This is a genomic window from Pseudarthrobacter sp. IC2-21, assembly GCF_034048115.1.
GTDB lineage: Bacteria > Actinomycetota > Actinomycetes > Actinomycetales > Micrococcaceae > Arthrobacter > Arthrobacter naphthalenicus.
In genome coordinates this window covers 3,802,512-3,822,941 of record NZ_CP139145.1, presented here as the reverse complement: position 1 = coordinate 3,822,941, position 20,430 = coordinate 3,802,512, and the positions used below count along the sequence as shown (strand labels likewise).

The window sequence follows — 20,430 nt, the reverse complement described above, 5'->3', positions numbered from 1 at the left end:
GTCAGGCGGAGAGTGGTGTATCCGTCGGCCGCACATAGTCAAAGATCACGGTGGTATTCGTCCCGGCCACCTCGGGCCTGACGCTGAGGTTGGCGGCCACCAGGTCACGGAGCGCGGCCGAGTCAGCCACGGCAACGTGGATGAGGAAGTCCCGGTCCCCGGTGACAAAGAAGATGCTCTCGACGGCGGGCAGGCCGGCCAGGTATTTTTCGAACTTGGTCAGGTTGGACCGGGCGTGGGCATGCAGCCTGATGGCGATCAGGGCCTGCAGTCCGCGGCCCACGGCCGCCGGGTCCACGTCAGCGTGAAAGCCCCGGATGATGCCGCTTTCCTGGAGGGCACGGATCCGACCGTGGCAGGTGGAGGGGGCGATGCCAGCAGCTGCGGCAATGGCATTGTTCGGCATGCGCGCGTCGGCCTGCAGCAACCGGAGGATAAGGCGATCGGTCTCGTCCAGCCGCGGGTGCCGAGCGTTGTTCGGTTCTGTGGCCAAAGTCCCACCATTTTCTGAATAAGTTGGCATAAGCCCACCTTGCTCCAGAATGATTGCCGAATCAATTGAGGTCCTCTTTTATATTCTTCAGACTGGAGCCAATGCCATGTGGCATCCGTCATGGTTGAAGGAGAGTGGAAATGTACTCACGTGCACAGTCGCCGCGCACCGCCGTCGTTGTCGGTGCTGGAATGGTTGGCCTGGCTACGGCCTGGCATCTTCAGAAACGCGGCGTTGAGGTGACCGTCCTCGATCGATCCGGCGTCGCCGCCGGCGCCTCATGGGGCAACGCCGGCTGGCTCACGCCGGGGATGGCCATGCCGCTGGCCGATCCGACCCTGTGGTCCTACGCCCCGAAGGCCCTGCTCGATGCCACGGCGCCGCTGCACATCCCGGCCCGGCTGGATCCGAAGCTGTGGGCCTTCCTGGCACGCTTCGGCCTGCACGCCACTGGCAAGGCCTGGGCCAAGGCCATGGCAGCACTGACGCCGATCGACCGGATGGCGCTGGACGCCTTCGATGAGCTGACTTCCGGCGGCGTGGATGCCTGGACGCGGAAGGGGCCCTTTGTCATCGGGTTCGAACGCGAACAGGAAAGCAAGCCGTTCATCCACGAAATCCAGCAGGTGGAAAAGGCCGGGCAAAAGGTCCCGCTCACGCGCCTGGACAATCCGCAGCTCAAGGTGCCGCAGCTCTCCGCCGGCGTGTCAACCGTCTATGAAATGGAAGACCAGCGCTTCATCGAACCCGGACCGTTCGTTCAGGCGCTGGCCGACGCCGTGCAGGCCCGCGGCGGAAAAATTCTGAGCGGCCGGGAAGTCCGGTCGCTGCGCCACGGCCCGCAGGGGATCTCCGTCGAGAGCTACGGACAGGAACCGGTCAACGCCGACGTCGTGGTGCTGGCCACCGGAGCGTGGCTGCCGGCGCTGGCCAAGCCGCTTGGGGTCAGGACCCAGGTCCAGGCCGGCCGCGGCTATTCCTTCAGCGTGGCCACGGATGATCCGGCCGAGTTCCCCATTTACTTCCCGGCCCGGCGCGTGGCGTGCACGCCGTACCAGGGGCGGCTTCGGATTGCCGGCACCATGGAGTTCCGCGGACCGGACGAGCCGTTGCAGACGGGGCGCATCGATGCCATCCTCGCCTCGGTGCGGCCGTTGTTCACCCACATGGACCTGGAGAACCTTGAAGATATCTGGGTGGGCGCCCGCCCGGTCACGCCTGACGGGCTGCCGGTGGTAGGTGCCACCCGCTCCCCGGGGGTCTACATTGCCGGCGGTCACGGCATGTGGGGCATTGTGCTTGGACCGGCCACCGGCAAGCTGCTGGCCGAGCAGATCACCACCGGGAACGTTCCGGAGGAGATCCGTCCCTTCGATCCGCTCCGGTAACACTGCTCCAGTGTGGCTGCCTGAGCCCGCGCCGGCCTGATCAGGCCGGCGCGGTGGGCAGCACCAACAGGTACCCGGTGGGCAGGTCACTGCTCCAGCGCCGCGGCTCGCGCACCACGAACTGCGTGGCCAGCTCCTCCGGGGTAAGCAGGCTGTTCGGCGCGGGCGAAGGTCCCCACTGCGGGCTGCCATACGGGTAGAGCGGGTCCAGGACGCGGACGCCGGTGACCTCCACGGCCGGGACTTGGCGGGGATCGCCGAGTGACTCAAACCCGCTCATCACCCAGGCGTGCCGGCCGCTCCACATGACCAGCCCCACCGGCCGGCCCGTGACGGCGATGGCGCGCGCGGCGGTTTGGAGGGCTTGCCGGTAGTCGGCGATGCTAACGACCCTGTAGGGCCCCATGCCGGCCTCGGTCAGCACCTGGGCCCAGCCGAACGGGTTGGCGCCGTTGAACGAGTTGGACGACCGCGCCCGGGCCATCTCCCACAGCTCGTTCTGTTGGGTGCGGTCGCTCCAGGTGCCGCCGCCGGTGTCATCAATGAGGTTGTGCGCCATCTGAATGCTCGCAGCAACGCACCAGTCAAAGGTGTACTGCGGCACGAAGTCGCCCTCCCGGTAGAGGTTCAGGGCGAAAGGCTGGGGTACCGGAACCGGAACCGGCGCCGGAGCGGGGACGGGGCTCGGTGCGGTGGTGGACGCCGGCGGTGCGGGGGTGGTGGCGCCCGCACCCGGCGTGGACGGCGCGGAGAAGGTGGCGGCGGTGGGTTGGCCGGTTGCTACGGCATCCAGGCGGCCGGCGGGCGTGCAGGCGCCCAGGAGGGCGGCCAGGGCAAGGAGCCAAGCCAGGAGTCGGGCGCGGGCACCGATCATGATCCAGTTTAGCGCGACGCCGGATCCTCCGGCCTGCCGCTGTTCCCGTACATGGACATCTCGGTCACGCCCCTGGCGAAGCACCCCTCTGACGTCAACTGACGGCGGCACTGCCGCAACGCCGTCGTGTTCCCCGGAAACTTAGGGGAGCACGCTGGTGTTGATAACGTTCCCGGCGTCCGCCGTGACGAAGCAGTCCACGCGGCGGTCGCCCGAGTCCCAACTCGTGCCGCTGGGGTAGGCGCGTTGGAAGTTCAATGCGTAGTCATAGGCCGCCGGCGCGAGCTTGGCCGCATGGCAGGCCTCCAGCGCCTTCGCGGCGAGAGCCTCCCGGCCCGGATAGAGATCGTTGCCTGGGTAACGGAACACGGCCACCAATTGGGCCGAATGCGGGGAATCGCAGGCCACCACGGTTGACCGGAGGGCCGCGGGGTCAAAGTCCTTGAAGCAGTCTCCCAGCCGGTAGTCCTGCGGCGTCACGCCTTCCTGTGGCAGGGCGCGCGGGCTGGCCGGATGAGTAGGGGAGATCTCCACGACGCCGGAGCCGGGATCTCCGGCCGGGGCAGTTGGCTGGGTATCGAGGCGGTTGGCCAGCCACACCAGGGCGAGCACCACGCCAACCAGTACCACCGCGAACAAGGCCTTCAGCAAAAGGGATGCACGCCGGCGGCGCTTCAGCAGGGACGGGTCCGGGACCGCGCCCGGGGGAGCGGCAGGAGGTGCCATCCGGGGCGTGGGCGGAGCCGCTGCGGGACTCGTAATCTGCGGCACGCCAACCGTGGGCGGGCCCGCAGGTTTGGGAGGGAAGGGACGCTGTTCCTGGTTGTCCATCCGGGACCCTCCTGGGTTTTTGCCTCGTCCGGGTGGCCTTCCGCGCACCCGGAAACGCGGCTGTTGAAGAAACTCTATCCAACAAAAAGGCCGCGAACCCGGCGTTCGTCGCGGAAAGGGTACCCGAGATGGCGTCCGGACGCACAGGCTGCAAGCACCTGCCGCCGAAAGCATGTAATCTAGGTGTACGACAAATTGACCAAACATTCCGGGGCCTCACCGATAGCCAAGGTGACCACCTCCGGTCCGAGTACAAAAGGGGGTCACGCCATGGGGCGCGGCCGTCAAAAGGCAAAAGCTACCAAGCAGGCTCGGGACATTAAGTACTACTCCCCGAACACTGATTATTCGGCACTTCAGCGTGAGCTCAAGGGTCGTGAAGGTCTTGCCACGAGCCATTTCGCGAATGACCCGGTTGAACCGGACTATTCGGCTTACGTGGATAAGTACGCGGAAGATTTGGAAGAAGACGACGACGAGGTGCACACCCGTCGGATCGGCTAGCTGTCGCAGCCCGTTCGCCGCGGCGGCCGGTCCCGTGACACCGCAGTACGAAGAGGACGCCACAGCGGCCAGGCCGTACAGCGCTTCTTTTTCAGCACCTTGGTTGAAGCAGACCCCCGGTGTTGGCCTCAGTTATCAGGCCCGTTGCCTGTACCGGAATCCGGTGCAGGTGGCGGGCTTTTTGGTGTTGACTGGAGTCTGGATGCGACGTACCTCCCGCGAAAGGACCCCCGATGCCAGAGACTTCCCCCGCACCGCGATACCGTCACGGCGAACCCTGCTGGGCTGACGTCCAGACCCGGGACGTCGAGGCGGCCAAAGCTTTCTACGCCGCTGTGTTCGGCTGGACCTTCAAGGACCTGCCCACGCCCGACGGCCGCAGCTACGCCCAGGCCTTCGTGGGCGAGGACCTGGTGGCCAGCGTGGCTCCGCAAAACCCGCACCAGGAAGCCTTGGGTACCGCCGCCCAGTGGAACGTCTACTTCGCAGCCGAGGACGCTGGCGCGCTTGCCGGGGAGGTCCCCCACGCCGGTGGCGCCGTGGTGTTCGGGCCTGAGGAGATCGGGGGTACGGGTGTGATGGTGTTCATGGACCCTCCCGGCGGCGGGACCACCGGGGTGTGGCAGCCCGGAACGCACACCGGCACCGGCCGGTACAACGAGCCGGGTGCGCTTTCCTGGACGGAACTGCTCACGCCCGAGCCGCAGGCCGCCGTCGGCTTCTTCCAGCAGCTGTTCGGCCACGAGGTGACCGAGTATCCCCAGGACGACGGCGGAACATACTCAACGCTGATGGTGAACGGCGCCGAGGTGGCCGGGATCGTCGCTGCTGAGGCGCCTGCGCGCTGGCAGATCTACTTCGGCGTGGCTGATGTGGCGGACGCGGTCCGGAAGGCTCTGGCAGCCGGTGCGGAGGTGCTGATCGCTCCCGAGTCCGACGACGACGAGACGCCGGGCGCCACGGCCACCCTCAGGGATCCGCAGGGCGGCGAGTTCAGCCTGCTGGAGGTTTAGAGTCTGCTTAAACGCATCGAGTGCTCCGTAACGGCCCTTTTGACGCGTCAAAACGGCGGTTACGGAGCACTCGATGAGGGGTTTAGGCGTAGGCGTTGACCAGGCGGACGGCGCCGCCGTCCACTCCCTTGGCGCCCTGGACGTAGTCCGGGCCGGACTTGAGGATTGAATCCGAGTCCTCCGTGATGGTGCCCATGACCCAGGATGGCAGCCCGCGGTCGTTGAGGCGGGCCACGGCGGCGTCGGCAGCCTCGGCGGACACGATGGCCACCATGCCCACGCCGAGGTTCAGGGTGCGCTCGAGGTCGGCCAGCGGGACGTTGCCCAGTTCGGAGACCAGCTTGAAGATGGCCGGGAGTTCCCAGGTGGCGCGGTCAACAGTGGCCACGAGCCCCTGCGGCAGGACACGGGCAAGGTTGGCGGCGAGGCCGCCGCCGGTGACGTGGCTGAAGCCGTGCACGGCCGCCCCTCCGGCGGAGCCGCTGACCGGGAAGGTGCGGGCCAGGTCCAGGCAGTCGGCGGCGTACACGCGGGTGGGTTCGAGCAGTTCCTCGCCCAGGGTCCGTCCCAGTTCGGAGACCTGGCGGTCCAGGGCCCAGCCGGCGTGGTTGATGACGCGGCGGACCAGGGAGTAGCCGTTGGAGTGCAGGCCCGAGGAAGCCATGCCGATGACGACGTCGCCGGCACGGACGCGGTCCGGGCCCAGCAGGTCGGAGGCTTCCACCACGCCGGTGGCTGCCCCGGCGACGTCATATTCGTGCTCGCCCAGCAGGCCCGGGTGCTCGGCGGTTTCGCCGCCCACCAGGGCGGTGCCGGCCACGGAGCAGGCGGCAGCGATGCCACGGACGATGTCCGCGATGCGCTCGGGGACAACCTTGCCGCAGGCGATGTAATCGGTCATGAACAGCGGCTCGGCGCCCACCACCACGATGTCGTCCACCACCATGCCCACCAGGTCAAAGCCAATGGTGTCGTGGATGTCCATGGCCTGGGCAATGGCAACCTTGGTGCCCACGCCGTCGGTGGAAGTGGCCAGCAGCGGACGCTTGTAGGTCAGCAGCTTCGAGACGTCGTACAGTCCGGCGAAACCCCCTACACCGCCCAGGACGGAGGGATTGTGGGTGGCCTTTACGGCACCCTTCATCAGTTCGACGGCGCGGTCGCCGGCTTCAACGTCAACACCGGCGGAGGCATAGGTGATGCCTGCGGCGTTCCCGGACGTGCTGCCGGCGGCGGGGGATGCGGAAGTCATATGGACTCTTTCTTGTCGGCGCCGGGGATGGTGGCTGCGGGGTGAATCTCGGGCACACGGTCTTCGTCGGTGAGCAGATCCTCGAACTCCGCATCGGGACCGGGATCGCAGCCGTCAGAGCCTTCAACGTCTGCAGGGTCCTCGCGGTCGTCGATGGCGGGCTCGGAGAGTGCAACGGTGGCGCCGGGCAGGGCCGAGGCCGACGGCGTGAGGCCGCCGAGGTCGGTGCGCTCCAGCAGGTTCTTGCCCAGTTTGTCCGAGCTGGGAAGTTCAATGGGGTACTTGCCGGTGAAGCAGGCGGTGCACAGGCGTTCGCGGGGCTGCCGGGTGGCGTTGATCATGCCGTCTTCGGAGATGTAGGCGAGCGAGTCGGCCCCGATGGCCTGGGAGATCTCCTCAATGGTGGCGCCGTTGGCGATCAGTTCGGCGCGGGAGGCGAAGTCGATTCCGTAGAAGCAGGGCCACTTCACCGGCGGCGAGGAAATCTTGATGTGTACGGACGCGGCGCCGGCTTCGCGGAGCATCCGGACAATGGCGCGCTGGGTATTGCCGCGGACGATCGAGTCGTCCACCACCACCACGCGCTTGCCGCGGATCACGGACTCGAGGGCGTTCAGCTTGAGCCGGATCCCCAGTTGGCGGAGCGTCTGGGAGGGCTGGATGAAGGTGCGGCCCACGTAGGAGTTTTTGACGAATCCGTGCGCGAACGGGATGCCGGATTCCTCGGCGTAGCCCACGGCGGCGGGAGTGCCGGACTCGGGGACGGGGATGACGATGTCCGCTTCCTGGGTGTTTTCGCGGGCCAGCTGGCGGCCCATTTCCACACGGGACTCATAAACTGAGCGGCCCGAGATGGAAGCATCAGGGCGCGCGAGGTAGACGTACTCAAAAACGCAACCCGCCGGCGTCGGCTCCGCGAACCGTTTGGAACGCACGCCGTCCTCGTCGATGGCAATGAATTCACCCGGTTCGATCTCACGGATGAAGCTGGCACCCACGGTGGCCAGGGCGGACTGCTCGGAGGCAACCACCCAGCCGCGCTCCAGCCGGCCCAGGACCAGCGGCCGGATGCCATAGGTGTCGCGTGCGGCGTAGAGGGTTCCTTCGTCCATAAAAACGAAGCAGAAGCCGCCCTTGATCTTGGGCAGCAGCTCGGTGGCGGTCTGCTCGAGCGTCTTGCCCTCCTCGCCTTCCAGGAGTGCGGTGACCAGGGCAGTGTCCGAGGTGTTGCCCTGCTTCATTTCACCGCTGAGCTGGCCGCCGTTGCGTTCCAGGATCATGGCGTTGAGCTCGGCCGTGTTGGTGAGGTTGCCGTTGTGCGCAAGAGCCACCGTGCCGGTGCTGGTGGCGCCGAGGGTGGGCTGGGCGTTGGCCCAGTGGCTGGCTCCGGTGGTGGAGTAGCGGCAGTGTCCCACCGCCAGGTGCCCGGTCAGGGTGTTCAGCGTGGTCTCGTCGAAGACCTGGGAAACGAGGCCCATGTCCTTGTAGACGTTGATCCGCTTGCCGTCACTGGTAGCTATACCAGCCGACTCCTGACCGCGGTGCTGCAATGCATACAGCCCGTAATAGGTTAGTTTTGCTACTTCTTCACCTGGTGCCCAGACCCCGAAAACGCCACAAGCGTCCTGAGGGCCTTTTTCGCCAGGGAGAAGATCATGAGAAAGTTTTCCATCGCCGCGTGCCACTGGTCGATTATCTCATGAGATGAGGTAACACTTGGCCGTGCGGCTTTTGTGACTCCGTGCTGTGACGCCCCGCGGGAACCTACTGGCCGGTACCGTCGTCGGGCTCGGAATCCGGGACGGCCTCCACAACGGCCCGTTCCTGGTGCCTGACGCTCCACCGGTCCAGGACGAGCGCAGCCACCGCACCGAGGATGGCGCCGCCGGCACCGAACATCACCAGGAAGAAACCGAACACCGCGCCGCGGTCAAAGCTTTCGTCGCCGGCGGGGGCGAACGCCACCACGGCGGCAACCAGAACGCCCACCACTGCGCCAAGAATAAGGAAAGGCACATATTTGGGCGCCCGGCGTACGGTAACCTCGCGGCGCTCGGCGGGGATTTCTTCAGAAGACATGCCCTCTAGCCTACTCATTTCCGCCCATCCGCTGCTTCCCCGGATTGCCCCGTCATCAACAACACCCAACACGGGCATCCAGGGACCAAAGGAGAGGGCGCGACGCGGAGCCGGATATCATCGGCGGAGGACCGGGGCATTGCTGGTTACTGGGCTGCCCACGCCGCAATTTCACCGAGGGGGACAACACTGCATGGATACCGTCACGTTTGGCTGGACGGCCGCGGAGTCGGACCGGGCCACCGCGATCAGGAGCTACGGGCTTGCCCCCACCGCCGCCGGGGAGCCGCCGGCCCTGCCCGAAGCGGAGGCCGGAGGCGCGCTCACCAACCTGGTCCGCCTCGCTGCCCGGCTGTGTGCCGTGCCGTTCAGTGTGGTCAATATCATTACCGAGGACCAGCAGGTGCAGATCGCGGCCTGGGGCGTGGACCCCGGCGTGTGTTCGAGGGAAGACTCGATGTGCGCCAAGGTTTTCCTGACCGGAAAGACGACCGTGGTGCCGGACGCCTCCCGGGACCTGAGGTTTGCAGACAACCCGTTTGTCACCGGCGAAATCGCCGCCGTACGTTTTTACGCCTCCGTGCCGCTGAAGACGCTTTCCGGCTTTGTGCTGGGATCGCTCTGCATCTTCTCTGACGGGCCGGCCAGTCCCACCGCGGAGCAGATCGGGATGCTGGAGGTGCTGGCCCACCAGGTGGTGGAGGTCCTGGAGCTTCAGCACCGGACCTTGCAGTTGAGCGAGGCGCTGGCCGAACTGGAACGCAGCAACGCCATGCTGGGGGAATTCGCCGGCCGCGTCAGCCACGACCTCCGCATCCCGCTCACCACCATGCTGGGCTACATTGAGCTCGCCGAGGACGATCCGGACATCCCGCCGGGCCATCCCGCCGTGGAGTACCTGCAGTTCATTGGAGGTGGCGGGCGGCGCATGCTGAAGACGCTCGAGGATGTGCTGGAGTATTCCCGGGTGGACGGCACCCTGCACCGGGAGCGGCTCTCGCTGCTGGCGGTCACCGCCGAGGCTGCCCACGATCTGGGGGTGGACCTTGGGCCCTCCAGCGGTATCTTCTGCGATGACGCGGAACTGTACGCAGACCCCGTCCAGCTGCGATTGCTGCTCCAGAACCTGCTGGCCAACGCACTGAATTACAGGAGCACCGAGCGCGAGCTGAAAGTGACCGTGGGGGCCGCGCCCGGCGAACAGGGAATGGCCCTCACCGTGGCGGACAACGGCGTGGGAATCAGCCCGGCGGACCGCAAACGTGCCATGGAGCCCCTGGTCAGGCTGAACCGGGCCGGGGACGGACCGGGCACCGGCCTGGGCCTTGCCACGTGCCGGCGCATCGCGCAGGCCCACGGCGGGGAACTGGAAATCCGGGACTCACCGGGAGGCGGCGCAAGCATCTCGGTGCTGTTCCGCTGGGACCAGTAGGAAACCGCCGGCATCCCCGAATCTGCAGGGAACCTAAACCTGCAGGGAACCTAAACCTGCTGCGACTTGGACAGGATCCAGGTGTTGGTGCCGTCCTGCCGTTCGAAGGTCACGGTGGTGACCAGCGCCTCGATGAGCGCCAACCCGCGGCCTGACTCGGACTCTTGATCCGGGGTCCCGGGCTCCATCGGACCGAACGGGGGCTTGGCGTGGAACGCGCTGACCCTGGCCCGCAGGAGCGTGGGCCGGACGCTGATGTCCACTCCCAGTTCCACAGGCTGCTGAACCCTGGCCGGCAGGGCATGCTGGACGATGTTGGAGGCCGATTCGATGACGGCGGTGGTGAACGTCATCTGGTCCATGGCCTCCACGAAGGGTGCGTCGTTCCACAGGGCGTCCAGTTCATCGTGGACGGCCTCGACGGCCTCCGCCTCTGCGAGCCCGCGGAAGCTGCGCTCTGCCAGCACATCAGTCATTGCTGAACGCATCCTCGGCGGTGGCGTAAGCGTTCAGGACTCGGTCCATGCTGGTCAGCTCCAGCACCATCTTCACCTGCGGCTGGACGGCCGCAATGCGGAGGTCTCCACCGGCCTGGCGCGCGGCCTTGAGGCAGCCGATCAGCGCGCCCAGACCGGAGGAATCCATGAACGCGGTGTTCTCCAGGTTCACCACGATCCGCGACGATCCGCCGGCGATCACATCGGTTACGAACTCGCGCAGCTTGGGCGCGGAGACCATGTTCAGCCTGCCGTCCGCCTTGACCTCGGCGTATGAATCCTTGACCTCGTAGCTAAACTCCATCGGTTTTCCTCTCTAAAGCATCAACGTCCCCGGCGGGTTCGTAGCCTTTGTACAAAACAGCCCGAACCAGGATGCTCATGACCACCAGGTCAAAAATAACCCAGGCCACGTTCACCAGGGTGCCAAGGGGCTCGGCCAGCCCTGTGGCCAGGCGGATAAGTCCGACGACGGCGGCCACGGCCAGCAGCGCGGCCACAATGATCTGGGGCCGGATCAGGCTCCAGCTGGGACCGCCGGTCTGGCGGGATTTCGGTGTTACCGCGAACCCCAGGGGACGGCCGAACCAGACGTTGCGGGCCGCCGTCGTGCACGCCTTGATCCAGGTGGGGAACAGCGCCAGGCTGTACTGCTGGCCGCGCCAGGTGGGAATCCCGCGGCCGGCCACCGCGAACAGGAGCTGGTTGGCCACCATGAACGGGATGAACCGCAGGAAGAAGTCCCAGCTGAGGCTGGTGACGGGCAGGATGCCCAGCAGCAGGTAGATGATGGGGGCGGCGAAGTAGATGACCGCCGCGTACCCGCTCAGGTAGGTCCACATGGTGGCGAAGTACATCAGCCGCTGGCCGATCTTCAGGCCCTTCTGGACCAGCGGGTTCTCGCGGAGCAGCACCTGGATGGTGCCCTGCGCCCAGCGCAGCCGCTGCGTGAGCATGGTGGCGATGTCCTCGGGCGCGAGGCCGTACGCGAGGATCTCGTGGTGGTAGACGCTCTCCCATCCCATGGCGTGCATGCGCATGGCGGTGGCCATGTCCTCGGTGACCGAGATGGTGGCCAGCGGCATCACCGGCTGGGCTTCGTCGTTCCGTTCCACGTTCAGTGCATCCAGGACGGCCTGGACTGATTCCAGTGCGCCCAGCGGAGACCAGTCGCGGGCGGACATGCGCTGCACGGCGTCCTCTGCCACCACCGGGACGCCGGCCTCGCCCACGTGAGCCAGTTCCATCGCGGCGATCTCCTCGAGGTCCGCCTGCAGGGCGGACATGTCCGCCATGACCAGGGTCTGCACGGCGGCGTCAACCCGGCGGCGGACCCGGTAGGTGATTTCACCCAACGGTTCGCCGGCGGCCAGCTGCTCCTGGGCCTCCAGGGTGGCAGCCTCCACCTCATCCAGCACCTCGGAGACCAGGGGAGTACCGACGTCGGCGGATTTCCTTGCCTGCCGGATCGCCGAACGGGAGGCCGTAAGGGCCCGGCGGATGCTCTTCTCGGTTTCCTTGACGTAACCCACCAGGCCCAGCTGCATGAGGGCTTCACGGCGCAGGATGGCATTGGAGCCGCAGAAGAATGCGGCGTTCCAGCCGTCCTTGCCCTGCTGGATGGGCCCGTAGAACAGGGGAGCCTGGCTGCCGAGGGGATCGTCCGCGGGGACGTTGCTGAAGTACTGCGGGGTCTGGACGAGGGCGACCCGGCGGTTGTTGAAGTAGCCCAGGGTCTTTTCCAGGATGTCCGGCTCCGGGATCTGGTCCGCGTCCAGGATGAGCAGGAATTCGCCGTGGGTGACCATCAGGGCGTTGTTCAGGTTGCCGGCCTTGGCGTGGCGCGGCACATTGGCGGTCCAGTCCACGCTGCGGGTCACGTACCCGAGCCCGTGCTCTTCGGCGAGGGCTTTCAGTTCGGGCCGGGCGCCGTCGTCGAGGATCCAGGTGCTGTGCGGGTGCCGGATCTTCTGGGCGGCCAGGGCGGTGGTCATCACCATGTCCAGGTCTTCGTTGTAGGTGGTGATGAAGACGTCCACCGTGGCATCCTGCGGCGGCGCCGGGGCTTCCTTGCGGACCTTGAGTTTCCATACGGTCATGCCGAAGAGCATCACGTCGATCAGGCTGTACGTCTCGGCCACCACCAGGGGCACGGCGATCCACCACGCGTCCCAGTTGAGCGACGCGGCCCAGCGCCAGGCGACGTAGTTCAGGCCGAAGATGACGGTGAGGACAACCACCAGGCGGGTCCAGAAGCGGGTCATGCGGCCCCTCCTTCCAGCAGCCGGCGGACCACGACCACGGTGACGTCGTCCTCGGCTGATTCGGCGGGAGCCAGGGCCAGGATGGCATCGCTGGCGGCCTGTGCGGAGGCTTGGCCCCGGGTTGCCGAGCCCACGGCCTCCGTGAAGGACTCCACCGAGTCGAAAACATCCAGCACGCCGTCACTGACCACCACGAGGGAATCCCCGGGGGCCAGGCCGATTGCGGACTGCGGCCAGGCCGAGCCGGCCCAGGCGCCCACCGGCGGGCCGCCGCTCTGAAGCCGGTGCAGCTCACCGTTTGCCCTGACGTGCAGGGCAAGGCCGTGGCCGGCGTCGATGTAATTGACGACGCCGGACGCGGCGTCCAGCCGGGCGTGGAAGAGGGTGGCGAATGAGTTGGAGGAGTCAAGGTCCGCCGCGATGGTGCCGGCGGCGGAGGCGAAGGCCGCGTCCAGGTCGCGCCGGTGCCCGGTGGACCGCATGACAGCCCTGACCGTGGCCGCAATCAGAGCGGCCCCCATCCCTTTGCCCATGGCGTCCGCGAACGTCAGGTGCAGGCCGTCCGGGGTCCGGTACCAGTCGTAGAAGTCCCCGCCCACGCTGCGGGAGGGGCGGAAGGCTCCGGCGAGGTCGTAGCCGTCCACCCGGACGTCTTCTTTGGGCAGAAGGCTCTGCTGGACCTCGGTGGCGCGTTCAAGCTCGCTGTGTTGGGCCGGGTCGGCCGCCCGCGGCTGGTGACGGCGGAACAGGGCGTTGATCCTGGACTGGAGCTCCCGCGGGCTGAACGGTTTGCTGATGTAGTCATCGGCACCGTTGTCCAGGCCCGTGAGCTTGTCCAGTTCGTCCGTGCGGGCGGTCAGCATCACAATAAAGGCATCGGAGAACTCGCGCAGGAGCTTGCAGACCTCCAGCCCGTCCATATCCGGGAGGTTCAGGTCCAGGGTGACCAGATCCGGCTTGGCGCGGCGGACTTCCTCGACGCCGGGCAGCCCCGCCTGGGCCTGGCTGACCTCGAAGCCCTGCTTGACAAGGACCCGGACCAGAAGGCCGCGGATATCGGGGTCGTCCTCGATCACAACGGCACGGCGGGCTTCGGGGATGGAAGGCATGACTCTACTTCTACCGTATTAAGGCTGTTGGGGCATGTCACAAAGCTGACCACACCGGTTGAGTAGCCGTTGAGAGGCCGCTTTAGGTTACCTCAGGGCACATGCGGGTGACGGGTCTTGTGGAAATATTTGCACCCCCTTGATGGGGCCTTGAGCGTCGCTGGCCACACTCGATATGGGAGCTCCAACAGGGTGCTTCGAGGAATGCGCGGCTGGCCAGAGGACGGTGCAACGGTTATGGAAGAAACTACGGAAGAAACAGGATCCACCAACGGTCTGCTCCCCAGGCTGACGGGCTCGTGGCGGCTGTTGAAGCAGGGCCGCCGTCCCCGGCGCGCTGTTCATTACCTGAGCCATTCCTGGCGCCTTCGGTCCCTGTCCCGGTCTTTGGCCAAGGCCCTGGGTGAATCATGGCAGGCCTCGAGCTGGCCGGGGGACCGGCTGGCGGTGGGTGCCGAACTTTCGGAGAAAGTGGAAAAACTGACGCTCCGCCTGAACCGGGAAACCGAAATTCACGGCCGGCTGGCGGCGCTCCTGAAGTAGCCGTTCCCTCCTGACCCAATCCGTGCCAGACTAACCACCATCGAGTGGCTGGGGGTTACCAAGTCAGGAGATGCCGTGCATTGGTATACAGGATGGGCTTACCTCTTAGCTGGGCTCATGACCATGGACGCACTCCTGTTGGCCTTGTGGGTGATTGACTCCGACTGGCCCAACAACTGGCGAAAAAAGCCCTGACCTGCCTCAGCGCAGTTCCAGCCGCATCAGCACCCTCCGGAAACCGTTGAGCACTGACTGGGTGTCCGCCGCTTTGACGAACCCCGCGGCTTCAAACAGCTTGCGGGTGCCCACGTAGGCCATGGTCAGGTCCACCTTGCTGCCCTGGTTGTCCACGGGGTAGCCCTCGATGGCCGGCGCCCCGTAGCTGCGGGCCATGTCCACGGCACCCTTGAGCAGATGGTGCGAGATGCCCTTGCCGCGGTGACCGGGACGGACCCGGATGCACCAGACGGACCACACCGCCAGATCATCCACGTGCGGAATCCTGCGGTTGCGGGCAAAGCTGGTGTCGGCGCGCGGATGGACAGCGGCCCACCCGACCGGTTCGTCGTCGTCGTACGCCACAACTCCCGGCGGGGGATCCTGACGCACCAATTCCTGCATGCGGTCTCCGCGGTCGGTTCCGCGCAGCGCCACGTTCTCCGCGGACGGAATCCGGTAACTGAGGCACCAGCACACGGTGGCATCGGGACGCTTGGGCCCTACGACTGTCCGGACATCCTCAAAGTGCGTGGCAGGGCGAACCTCGACTGCCATGGTTGCCTCCGATCCGTACGGGCTGATCCTCGCGGGCCGATCCGCGCGGGCCTGATCCTCGCGGGCCTGACCCGCGTCTGCCTGACCCGCGCCTGCCTGATTCCGTCGGCTTAGACCCCGAGCGTCTCCCGCAGGGCTGCGACGTGCCCATCTGCCTTGACCTGGTACTGGGCCAGCTCCACGTTGCCCTGGGGGTCAACCACCACGGTGGACCGGACGAGGCCCTCGACGATCTCGCCGTTCACCAGCTTTTCACCCCAGGCGCCGTAGGCGAGGGCCACGCTGTGGTCTTCATCGGAGAGGAGCGGAAAGGTCAGGCCGAAGTCGCCGGTGAAGGCGGCCAGCTTCTCCGGGGCGTCCGGGGAGATGCCCAGCACTTCGTAGCCGGAACCCTGCAGGGAAGCGAGGCTGTCGCGGAAATCGCAGGCCTCGGTGGTGCAGCCCGGGGTTGCCGCCGCCGGGTAGAAGTACACGATGACGTTCTTGCCCCGATAGTCGGACAGTGAGACTGCCTTGCCGGCGGCATCCCGGAGGGTGAACTCCGGGGCCTGCGTACCTGGCTGAAGCTTGATGGTCAGTTGGTGGCTCATGGCGTTCCTTTGGGAGACTCTGGCGGCTAAAAGGCAAAACCAGTGAAGCGGGCTTTCCGCTCTGGGAACAACTCCGGCGTCATGTGGAGTATTCCGCAGGTCATGCTTTTCCATTGACTTCGGCGGCGGCAGGGATACGGTTAAAGATACTCAGAAATGGTCTCTGCCGTACTTCGTTGCCCGCACTTTGCCGCGCCTGACCGCGCGGTTACCGCCCTCATTACCCCGCGAATCATTTCCTAGGCTGTGTCCTAATGACCGCAAATTTCATCAGAGCCCTGGCCGTCAAGTCCCTGGACATCCCGGACAAAAAGCGCTGCCCGGACAAGGCCGAGTTCGATCTCGTCACCGTGGACGACTACGCTGTGGCGCGGTTGATCCTGGCGCCCGGCTGGCGTTGGTCCGAGTCCGCCAAGCCCACCGAGCTGACGGACTTCTGCCAACACAACCACCTGGGCTACTGCGTCTCCGGTTCGCTGGAGATTCAGACGTCCGACGGCGTGAGGTCCACTATCCGGGCCCATGACACCTACGCGTTGCCTCCGGGGCACGACGAGTGGGTGGTTGGCTCCGAACCGTTCGTCGCCATTGAGTTCCTGGGGGCGGCGTCATTCGGCCGGCCGAGGAGCCGGGGCCTGCACGCTCTGATCTGAGCCCGCGGAGATCGGTGAGCGGACAACGGCGGCCGGGCGGCCGCCGTCGCGCGCTCAGACGGGAGCTAGCTGCAGAAGCTGGACAGCGCCGTGTTTGCTGCCTGGCTGTCTGCCTGCATCTGCGCCATCTTGTCCTGGTCCGGGCTCTCCTTGGACGCCTCATCCGCATACTCCAGCAGGGATCCCAAGGCAGGCTTGAGATCGTCCGAGGCCACAGCCTCGATGGGACGGAGCTGGTTGGCGAGGCGCACCAGGCCGGTCTTGGTCTGGCCGCCGCCGTTCGACGGGTTAGAGATCACAACCTGGACGCGCTCGCAGGTTTCTTTGGTGGAGAGTTTGGTGGGCGCTGTGCAGGCCGAAGCGGAAAGCACGAGGCCGGCGGCGATCAGGGCGGTGGCGAATTTCTTCATGGGTCCCTCAGTAGGCGGTTGAGGTTTCGATTGTAAGCAGAGTGCGCGCTCCGGTGCCCCTTCGGATTGCTCGGATGGGCCCAGTGTGACCGGCAGGGTGGGGGCCTCGGGCTCTGGCGGGAGGCGCTGCAGGTTGCTTAAACTGGCAGGACAACCGTGCGGGCCTGCCGCATGTTGGCCTGTGCGGATCAGCCGAATCTAGGAAGCAAAATGGCCCGCACAACCCACAATTTAGGAAGAGTGCAACGCCGTACCGCCATGGTGTTCCTGGCGCTTATGGGGTTGCTGGCACCCGTCAGCCCGGCGACAGCCACGTCGCCAAAAGACGCAGTCATTGTCCTTGAGGGCGCTAAATCCGCCGAAGGAATCGCTGCCGGCGACGGCACGACTTTCTACGCGGGCGACCTCCAGCTCGGCGACATTTACCGCGGTGACATCAACAGCGGCAAGGCGAAACTCTTCATTGACGTGTCCGAGTTTGATGCGGCACCACGGGCCGCCGTCGGCATGAAGGCCGATCTCCGGAACGACCTGCTGTTCGTGGCAGGCGGTGCCACCGGCAAGGCCTACGTTTATGACACAGCCTCAGGGGAGCCCGTTAAGGACTACACGCTCGCCCCGGGCTTCATCAACGATGTGACCCTCACCGACGAGGGGGCCTGGTTCACCAATTCTGTGGCGGCAGAGCTCTACTTCATTCCGGTCGGCCGGCACGGCAGGCTGGGCGACGTCCAGAAGCTGGCACTGCATGGCCCGGCCGCGAAGATAGCCGGAACCTTCAGCCTCAACGGCATCGCAGCCGCGGATGACGGCCGGACGCTGATCGTGGCCCACTCAGGGCTGGGCAGGCTCTTCACCGTGGACCCGGAGACCGGCAACAGCGCAGTCATTGCTGGTGTGGACGTGCCCAACGTGGACGGCATCCTGGTCCGCGGCAGCCAGCTGTGGGCCGTGCAGAACTTCTCAAACCAGATCAGCCGTTTCCGCCTCGCCGATGACCTGGCCTCGGCTGAACCCAGGAAGGTGATCACCAGTGCAGACTTTAAAGTGCCCACCACCGTGGCCTTCTTTGGCGACACACGGGACGGGGACACCCTGGCCGCGGTGAACGCCAAGTTCAACGACACCACGGCCACGCAGTACGAAGTGGTGCTGGTGCCGGCCTGGGGCTAGCGGTCGCCCAAGGTGCCGCCGAGGGGCGGAAAGGTGCCGTCCGCGCGCCTGATGCCCCTCCGGTCGGCCCTGCTGTGGGCCTCGCCCTCCGCCGATCCGTCGGATTCACCCTCGAGGTCCACCAGGCCGCCGGTCTGGTCGAACGGGTGCGCGAACCGGTTGTACTCACGCGGCTCATCGCCCGCGAGGCTTTCGGCGGTGCCCTGTGTTGCAGCCATGTCCCTTGTTGCAGCCATGTCCTTTGTTGCAGCAATGCCCTGCGTTGCGGCAGGCGGAGCCTTCCGCCACTCGCCGGAAGCATGGCCCTCGTGTTCGATGAACTTCTTGAATTTCCGGAGGTCGTGTTCTGCCTGGCGGCCCACCACATGAAGCAGTTCGCCAACCCGTTCCAGCATCCCTTCCGGCAGGTATTCCAGGGTGAGGAAAACCTCGGTCCTGTTGCCGCCGGCGTCGGAAAATTCAACGGCGCCGGCGTTCGTGGCACCTCCGGTGGAAGCCCACGCCAGCCGCCGTTCCGGTACGCGCTCAAGGATGGTTGCCTCCCATTCCCGCCGGACACCGGCAATCCGGGCCACCCATTTGAGCCGGTTGTCGCCCAACTGGGTCACACTCTCCACACCGTCCATAAAGTGCGGAAAGTCTTCGAACTGCGTCCATTGGGCGTTCGCAGTGGACACCGGCACGTCCACCACGATCTTCTTCTGCACTTTGCTGCTCATGGTGCTACTCCTCGTCGGGATCGAGGCCTTCCGCCGGTTCCTGCGAGTGCACCCGGATATCGGTCTCTCCTGCCTCAACCCCCACGGCTTCGTCGCCTTCGGCCGGGGCCTCGCTGTGGATCCGCTGCTCTGCTGGCTTGTCCTTCATGACAGATGCTCCCTGGGTGCTTTGTTGATGGCGTACTCATCATTCAGCCCCTCCCGCTGCGGGGTGTCAATAACCCCAAAAGCTATGGCTGTGCCTGCGGTTTTGTGCTGGACTGGTGGGGCACTGTGCCGCTTTCACCAACCAAACTTATTGGCCAGCCGGACTACCGGCTGTTGGGAAGGAACAATCGCATGGCATCGTTTAGGATCGGATATTTTGTGGGGAGCCTGGCAACAGGGTCCATCAACCGAACGCTTTCCCGGGCGCTCATCAAACTCGCTCCGGAGGAGCTGGAATTTACCGAGATCCCTATCAAGGACCTGCCGCTCTACAGCTACGACTATGACGCCGATTACCCGCCGGAAGGACAAGCCCTCAAGGATTCCATCGAGGCTTCCGATGGAATCCTCTTTGTGTCCCCGGAATACAACCGTTCCATTCCCGGGGCCCTCAAGAACGCCATTGACTGGGCGTCGCGGCCCTGGGGCACCAACTCGTTCGCCCGCAAACCGACCGGAATCATTGGCGCCTCGCCGGGCAGCATCGGCACGGCGGTGATGCAGTCCTCCATGCGGAGTGTCCTGAGCTTCCTGGACGCTCCCCAGCTCAACGCCCCGGAGGTCTACATCCAGTTCAAGCCCGAGGTCTTCGGGGAAGACGGCGAAGTCCATGATGAATCAACGGCCAAGTTCCTGCGGCACTACATGGAGGAATACAGCGCCTTCGTCCAGCGGGTGTTGGACGCCAGTGCGCCGGGCCACATCGGCGATCCGGAACCGGACCCTGACAAGCTTTCACGCTAGGACCGCCTTCCGACGTCCGCAGGTTCAGTCCAGGGGCAGGGTTACCGTGACAGTGGTGCCTTGCCCCGGCGTCGAGGTGACCTGTACGGTGCCGCCGGCCTCGTGAACAGCCACGGACATCAGTCGCAGCCCGTACCCGTGGTGTCGTCCGCTGAGTGCGAGTTGGCTGTCAAAGCCGGTGCCGTCGTCGGACACCATCAACCGCACGCCATGGCCTACTGCAGCCAGTTGGACCGTGAGCTCCGAGGCCGCTGAATATTTATACGCGTTGCTGAGCGCTTCCCGGGCCGACTGGTACAGGAGGGACGCGCAGTCCGCCGGGATCTCAATCCCCCAGTGGGGAGTATCCCAGCGGACTGCTGTGCCCTGCTGGCGGAGGGGGCCCGTGAGCCGGTCAATACAACCGGCCAGCCCCAAGGTGTAGAAATCGATCGGGTGGTGATCAGTGATCACTCCTTCGACCGTTACTACCTCGTCGAGAGCTGATTCGTTCACCATTGAACCGTCCTGCTTTCCGCACAGATCATCCTTGTTGATAACTCCAGAGTGAACCGCGAAATGCATGGGTTGCGAAGGGTTTGCTCAAGATTTCATCAAATTTTTCGGCGGCTGTTGCGGAGGGGACTTTCCTGCTGGGTGTTCTGTCCGGCGGTCCTGCTTGGTACCGTGATTTCCCCACATCCAGGAGGAATCATGAGCATTAACTCACCCGAATCCCGGCCCGCCGATGAGCCGCAGGACGAGGAAGCCGGCACAAGTGCCGTGAACAAAAAGGACGACGGCGGGGTCCCCACCGGGGCGGACGGTGTTGGCCTGGGCTTCACGCACGACGCCAACACCTTCGAGCCCGAGGAGGACACCGAGGCCGAGTAGGGACGGCG

26 protein-coding genes are annotated in these 20,430 nt (G+C 65.6%); 10 read left to right on the top strand and 16 right to left on the bottom strand.

Features of this window, described 5'->3' with window-relative positions:
* Window position 1: 1 nt before the first annotated feature.
* Window positions 2-493 (bottom strand): Lrp/AsnC family transcriptional regulator, encoded by a 492-nt coding sequence (locus tag SBP01_RS17715; RefSeq protein WP_320536742.1) that lies wholly within the window; start codon window positions 491-493, stop codon window positions 2-4.
* Window positions 494-633: 140 nt separating this feature from the next.
* On the opposite strand from SBP01_RS17715, the gene SBP01_RS17710 reads away from it, so the two are divergent.
* Complete coding sequence (locus SBP01_RS17710; RefSeq protein ID WP_320536741.1) at window positions 634-1,881, top strand: NAD(P)/FAD-dependent oxidoreductase; 1,248 nt, start codon at window positions 634-636, stop codon at window positions 1,879-1,881.
* A 40-nt stretch (window positions 1,882-1,921) separates the two neighbouring features.
* Here the strand turns inward: SBP01_RS17710 and SBP01_RS17705 are convergent, their stop codons facing one another.
* Window positions 1,922-2,755, bottom strand: a complete 834-nt coding sequence (locus SBP01_RS17705; RefSeq protein WP_320536740.1) for a hypothetical protein — start codon at window positions 2,753-2,755, stop codon at window positions 1,922-1,924.
* Window positions 2,756-2,806: 51 nt separating this feature from the next.
* Here SBP01_RS17705 and SBP01_RS17700 point away from each other — a divergent pair, with 51 nt between their 5' ends.
* The gene (locus SBP01_RS17700; RefSeq protein WP_320538380.1) at window positions 2,807-2,857 is read left to right on the top strand and encodes a hypothetical protein; all 51 of its coding nucleotides are present in this window, start codon (window positions 2,807-2,809) and stop codon (window positions 2,855-2,857) included.
* A gap of 39 nt (window positions 2,858-2,896) precedes the next feature.
* Here the strand turns inward: SBP01_RS17700 and SBP01_RS17695 are convergent, their stop codons facing one another.
* Complete coding sequence (locus SBP01_RS17695; RefSeq protein ID WP_320536739.1) at window positions 2,897-3,586, bottom strand: septum formation family protein; 690 nt, start codon at window positions 3,584-3,586, stop codon at window positions 2,897-2,899.
* 270 nt (window positions 3,587-3,856) lie between these two features.
* On the opposite strand from SBP01_RS17695, the gene SBP01_RS17690 reads away from it, so the two are divergent.
* Window positions 3,857-4,090 (top strand): DUF3073 domain-containing protein, encoded by a 234-nt coding sequence (locus SBP01_RS17690; protein ID WP_190991276.1) that lies wholly within the window; start codon window positions 3,857-3,859, stop codon window positions 4,088-4,090.
* 233 nt (window positions 4,091-4,323) lie between these two features.
* On the top strand, window positions 4,324-5,103 hold the full coding sequence (locus SBP01_RS17685) for a VOC family protein (RefSeq protein WP_320536738.1): 780 nt from the start codon (window positions 4,324-4,326) through the stop codon (window positions 5,101-5,103).
* Between the two features lie 82 nt (window positions 5,104-5,185).
* Here SBP01_RS17685 and purM read toward each other — a convergent pair whose 3' ends face one another.
* From purM to SBP01_RS17670, 3 genes are all read right to left on the bottom strand, one after another.
* Entirely contained in the window at window positions 5,186-6,355 is a 1,170-nt protein-coding gene (gene purM / locus SBP01_RS17680; RefSeq protein WP_275214844.1) for a phosphoribosylformylglycinamidine cyclo-ligase, read from the bottom strand.
* Window positions 6,352-8,040: an amidophosphoribosyltransferase gene (purF, locus tag SBP01_RS17675; protein ID WP_320536737.1), complete on the bottom strand. Its 1,689-nt coding sequence runs from the start codon at window positions 8,038-8,040 to the stop codon at window positions 6,352-6,354. Before purF ends, purM begins: the two co-directional genes overlap by 4 nt.
* Before the next feature lie 79 nt (window positions 8,041-8,119).
* A complete protein-coding gene (locus SBP01_RS17670) occupies window positions 8,120-8,434 on the bottom strand; it encodes a hypothetical protein (protein ID WP_320536736.1) in 315 nt (104 codons plus the stop codon).
* A gap of 193 nt (window positions 8,435-8,627) precedes the next feature.
* Here SBP01_RS17670 and SBP01_RS17665 point away from each other — a divergent pair, with 193 nt between their 5' ends.
* The gene (locus SBP01_RS17665; RefSeq protein WP_320536735.1) at window positions 8,628-9,866 is read left to right on the top strand and encodes a HAMP domain-containing sensor histidine kinase; all 1,239 of its coding nucleotides are present in this window, start codon (window positions 8,628-8,630) and stop codon (window positions 9,864-9,866) included.
* A gap of 50 nt (window positions 9,867-9,916) precedes the next feature.
* Here SBP01_RS17665 and SBP01_RS17660 read toward each other — a convergent pair whose 3' ends face one another.
* From SBP01_RS17660 to SBP01_RS17645, 4 genes are read right to left on the bottom strand one after another with little or no spacing between them, the layout of a single operon-like run.
* Window positions 9,917-10,342, bottom strand: coding sequence for an ATP-binding protein (locus SBP01_RS17660; RefSeq protein ID WP_320536734.1), 426 nt, complete (start codon window positions 10,340-10,342; stop codon window positions 9,917-9,919).
* Window positions 10,335-10,667, bottom strand: a complete 333-nt coding sequence (locus tag SBP01_RS17655; protein ID WP_275214851.1) for an STAS domain-containing protein — start codon at window positions 10,665-10,667, stop codon at window positions 10,335-10,337. The genes SBP01_RS17660 and SBP01_RS17655 overlap by 8 nt, the downstream gene beginning before the upstream one ends.
* Window positions 10,657-12,627: a glycosyltransferase family 2 protein gene (locus SBP01_RS17650; protein ID WP_320536733.1), complete on the bottom strand. Its 1,971-nt coding sequence runs from the start codon at window positions 12,625-12,627 to the stop codon at window positions 10,657-10,659. The genes SBP01_RS17655 and SBP01_RS17650 overlap by 11 nt, the downstream gene beginning before the upstream one ends.
* Window positions 12,624-13,736 carry a PP2C family protein-serine/threonine phosphatase gene (locus tag SBP01_RS17645; RefSeq protein WP_275214853.1) on the bottom strand — a complete coding sequence of 371 codons (1,113 nt, stop codon included), beginning with the start codon at window positions 13,734-13,736 and terminating at the stop codon, window positions 12,624-12,626. Before SBP01_RS17645 ends, SBP01_RS17650 begins: the two co-directional genes overlap by 4 nt.
* A gap of 237 nt (window positions 13,737-13,973) precedes the next feature.
* On the opposite strand from SBP01_RS17645, the gene SBP01_RS17640 reads away from it, so the two are divergent.
* Entirely contained in the window at window positions 13,974-14,279 is a 306-nt protein-coding gene (locus SBP01_RS17640) for a hypothetical protein (RefSeq protein ID WP_275214854.1), read from the top strand.
* A gap of 201 nt (window positions 14,280-14,480) precedes the next feature.
* On the opposite strand, the gene SBP01_RS17635 is transcribed toward SBP01_RS17640, so the two are convergent.
* Window positions 14,481-15,053: a GNAT family N-acetyltransferase gene (locus tag SBP01_RS17635; protein WP_320536732.1), complete on the bottom strand. Its 573-nt coding sequence runs from the start codon at window positions 15,051-15,053 to the stop codon at window positions 14,481-14,483.
* A gap of 110 nt (window positions 15,054-15,163) precedes the next feature.
* Window positions 15,164-15,643: a thioredoxin-dependent thiol peroxidase gene (gene bcp / locus SBP01_RS17630; RefSeq protein WP_320536731.1), complete on the bottom strand. Its 480-nt coding sequence runs from the start codon at window positions 15,641-15,643 to the stop codon at window positions 15,164-15,166.
* A 254-nt stretch (window positions 15,644-15,897) separates the two neighbouring features.
* Between bcp and SBP01_RS17625 the strand changes: the two genes are divergently transcribed.
* The gene (locus tag SBP01_RS17625; RefSeq protein ID WP_275214857.1) at window positions 15,898-16,296 is read left to right on the top strand and encodes a cupin domain-containing protein; all 399 of its coding nucleotides are present in this window, start codon (window positions 15,898-15,900) and stop codon (window positions 16,294-16,296) included.
* Window positions 16,297-16,361: 65 nt separating this feature from the next.
* Here SBP01_RS17625 and SBP01_RS17620 read toward each other — a convergent pair whose 3' ends face one another.
* Entirely contained in the window at window positions 16,362-16,706 is a 345-nt protein-coding gene (locus SBP01_RS17620) for a hypothetical protein (protein WP_275214858.1), read from the bottom strand.
* 240 nt (window positions 16,707-16,946) lie between these two features.
* Between SBP01_RS17620 and SBP01_RS17615 the strand changes: the two genes are divergently transcribed.
* Window positions 16,947-17,879: a hypothetical protein gene (locus SBP01_RS17615; RefSeq protein ID WP_320536730.1), complete on the top strand. Its 933-nt coding sequence runs from the start codon at window positions 16,947-16,949 to the stop codon at window positions 17,877-17,879.
* Here the strand turns inward: SBP01_RS17615 and SBP01_RS17610 are convergent.
* Together SBP01_RS17610 and SBP01_RS17605 are read right to left on the bottom strand one after the other, a co-directional pair.
* Window positions 17,876-18,598: an SRPBCC family protein gene (locus SBP01_RS17610; RefSeq protein ID WP_320536728.1), complete on the bottom strand. Its 723-nt coding sequence runs from the start codon at window positions 18,596-18,598 to the stop codon at window positions 17,876-17,878. The two genes, SBP01_RS17615 and SBP01_RS17610, sit on opposite strands and share 4 nt — an antisense overlap.
* A gap of 4 nt (window positions 18,599-18,602) precedes the next feature.
* A complete protein-coding gene (locus SBP01_RS17605; RefSeq protein WP_320536727.1) occupies window positions 18,603-18,746 on the bottom strand; it encodes a hypothetical protein in 144 nt (47 codons plus the stop codon).
* A gap of 191 nt (window positions 18,747-18,937) precedes the next feature.
* Here SBP01_RS17605 and SBP01_RS17600 point away from each other — a divergent pair, with 191 nt between their 5' ends.
* Entirely contained in the window at window positions 18,938-19,549 is a 612-nt protein-coding gene (locus tag SBP01_RS17600; RefSeq protein WP_275214862.1) for an NADPH-dependent FMN reductase, read from the top strand.
* Window positions 19,550-19,573: 24 nt separating this feature from the next.
* On the opposite strand, the gene SBP01_RS17595 is transcribed toward SBP01_RS17600, so the two are convergent.
* A complete protein-coding gene (locus tag SBP01_RS17595; RefSeq protein WP_275214863.1) occupies window positions 19,574-20,047 on the bottom strand; it encodes a sensor histidine kinase in 474 nt (157 codons plus the stop codon).
* A 195-nt stretch (window positions 20,048-20,242) separates the two neighbouring features.
* Here SBP01_RS17595 and SBP01_RS17590 point away from each other — a divergent pair, with 195 nt between their 5' ends.
* A complete protein-coding gene (locus SBP01_RS17590; protein WP_320536726.1) occupies window positions 20,243-20,422 on the top strand; it encodes a hypothetical protein in 180 nt (59 codons plus the stop codon).
* The last annotated feature ends 8 nt before the right edge of the window (window positions 20,423-20,430 follow it).

Coding starts and splice junctions, on each gene's coding strand:
- SBP01_RS17665 (WP_320536735.1), top strand. CDS start 8,628: ATGGATACCGTCACGTTTGGCTGGACGGCCGCGGAGTCGGACCGGGCC.
- SBP01_RS17600 (WP_275214862.1), top strand. CDS start 18,938: ATGGCATCGTTTAGGATCGGATATTTTGTGGGGAGCCTGGCAACAGGG.
- SBP01_RS17710 (WP_320536741.1), top strand. CDS start 634: ATGTACTCACGTGCACAGTCGCCGCGCACCGCCGTCGTTGTCGGTGCT.
- SBP01_RS17640 (WP_275214854.1), top strand. CDS start 13,974: ATGGAAGAAACTACGGAAGAAACAGGATCCACCAACGGTCTGCTCCCC.
- SBP01_RS17605 (WP_320536727.1), bottom strand. CDS start 18,746: ATGAAGGACAAGCCAGCAGAGCAGCGGATCCACAGCGAGGCCCCGGCC.
- SBP01_RS17705 (WP_320536740.1), bottom strand. CDS start 2,755: ATGATCGGTGCCCGCGCCCGACTCCTGGCTTGGCTCCTTGCCCTGGCC.
- SBP01_RS17695 (WP_320536739.1), bottom strand. CDS start 3,586: ATGGACAACCAGGAACAGCGTCCCTTCCCTCCCAAACCTGCGGGCCCG.
- bcp (WP_320536731.1), bottom strand. CDS start 15,643: ATGAGCCACCAACTGACCATCAAGCTTCAGCCAGGTACGCAGGCCCCG.
- SBP01_RS17595 (WP_275214863.1), bottom strand. CDS start 20,047: ATGGTGAACGAATCAGCTCTCGACGAGGTAGTAACGGTCGAAGGAGTG.
- SBP01_RS17635 (WP_320536732.1), bottom strand. CDS start 15,053: ATGGCAGTCGAGGTTCGCCCTGCCACGCACTTTGAGGATGTCCGGACA.
- SBP01_RS17690 (WP_190991276.1), top strand. CDS start 3,857: ATGGGGCGCGGCCGTCAAAAGGCAAAAGCTACCAAGCAGGCTCGGGAC.
- SBP01_RS17645 (WP_275214853.1), bottom strand. CDS start 13,736: ATGCCTTCCATCCCCGAAGCCCGCCGTGCCGTTGTGATCGAGGACGAC.
- purM (WP_275214844.1), bottom strand. CDS start 6,355: ATGACTTCCGCATCCCCCGCCGCCGGCAGCACGTCCGGGAACGCCGCA.
- SBP01_RS17655 (WP_275214851.1), bottom strand. CDS start 10,667: ATGGAGTTTAGCTACGAGGTCAAGGATTCATACGCCGAGGTCAAGGCG.
- SBP01_RS17660 (WP_320536734.1), bottom strand. CDS start 10,342: ATGACTGATGTGCTGGCAGAGCGCAGCTTCCGCGGGCTCGCAGAGGCG.
- SBP01_RS17620 (WP_275214858.1), bottom strand. CDS start 16,706: ATGAAGAAATTCGCCACCGCCCTGATCGCCGCCGGCCTCGTGCTTTCC.
- SBP01_RS17685 (WP_320536738.1), top strand. CDS start 4,324: ATGCCAGAGACTTCCCCCGCACCGCGATACCGTCACGGCGAACCCTGC.
- SBP01_RS17650 (WP_320536733.1), bottom strand. CDS start 12,627: ATGACCCGCTTCTGGACCCGCCTGGTGGTTGTCCTCACCGTCATCTTC.
- SBP01_RS17670 (WP_320536736.1), bottom strand. CDS start 8,434: ATGTCTTCTGAAGAAATCCCCGCCGAGCGCCGCGAGGTTACCGTACGC.
- SBP01_RS17610 (WP_320536728.1), bottom strand. CDS start 18,598: ATGAGCAGCAAAGTGCAGAAGAAGATCGTGGTGGACGTGCCGGTGTCC.
- SBP01_RS17625 (WP_275214857.1), top strand. CDS start 15,898: ATGACCGCAAATTTCATCAGAGCCCTGGCCGTCAAGTCCCTGGACATC.
- SBP01_RS17590 (WP_320536726.1), top strand. CDS start 20,243: ATGAGCATTAACTCACCCGAATCCCGGCCCGCCGATGAGCCGCAGGAC.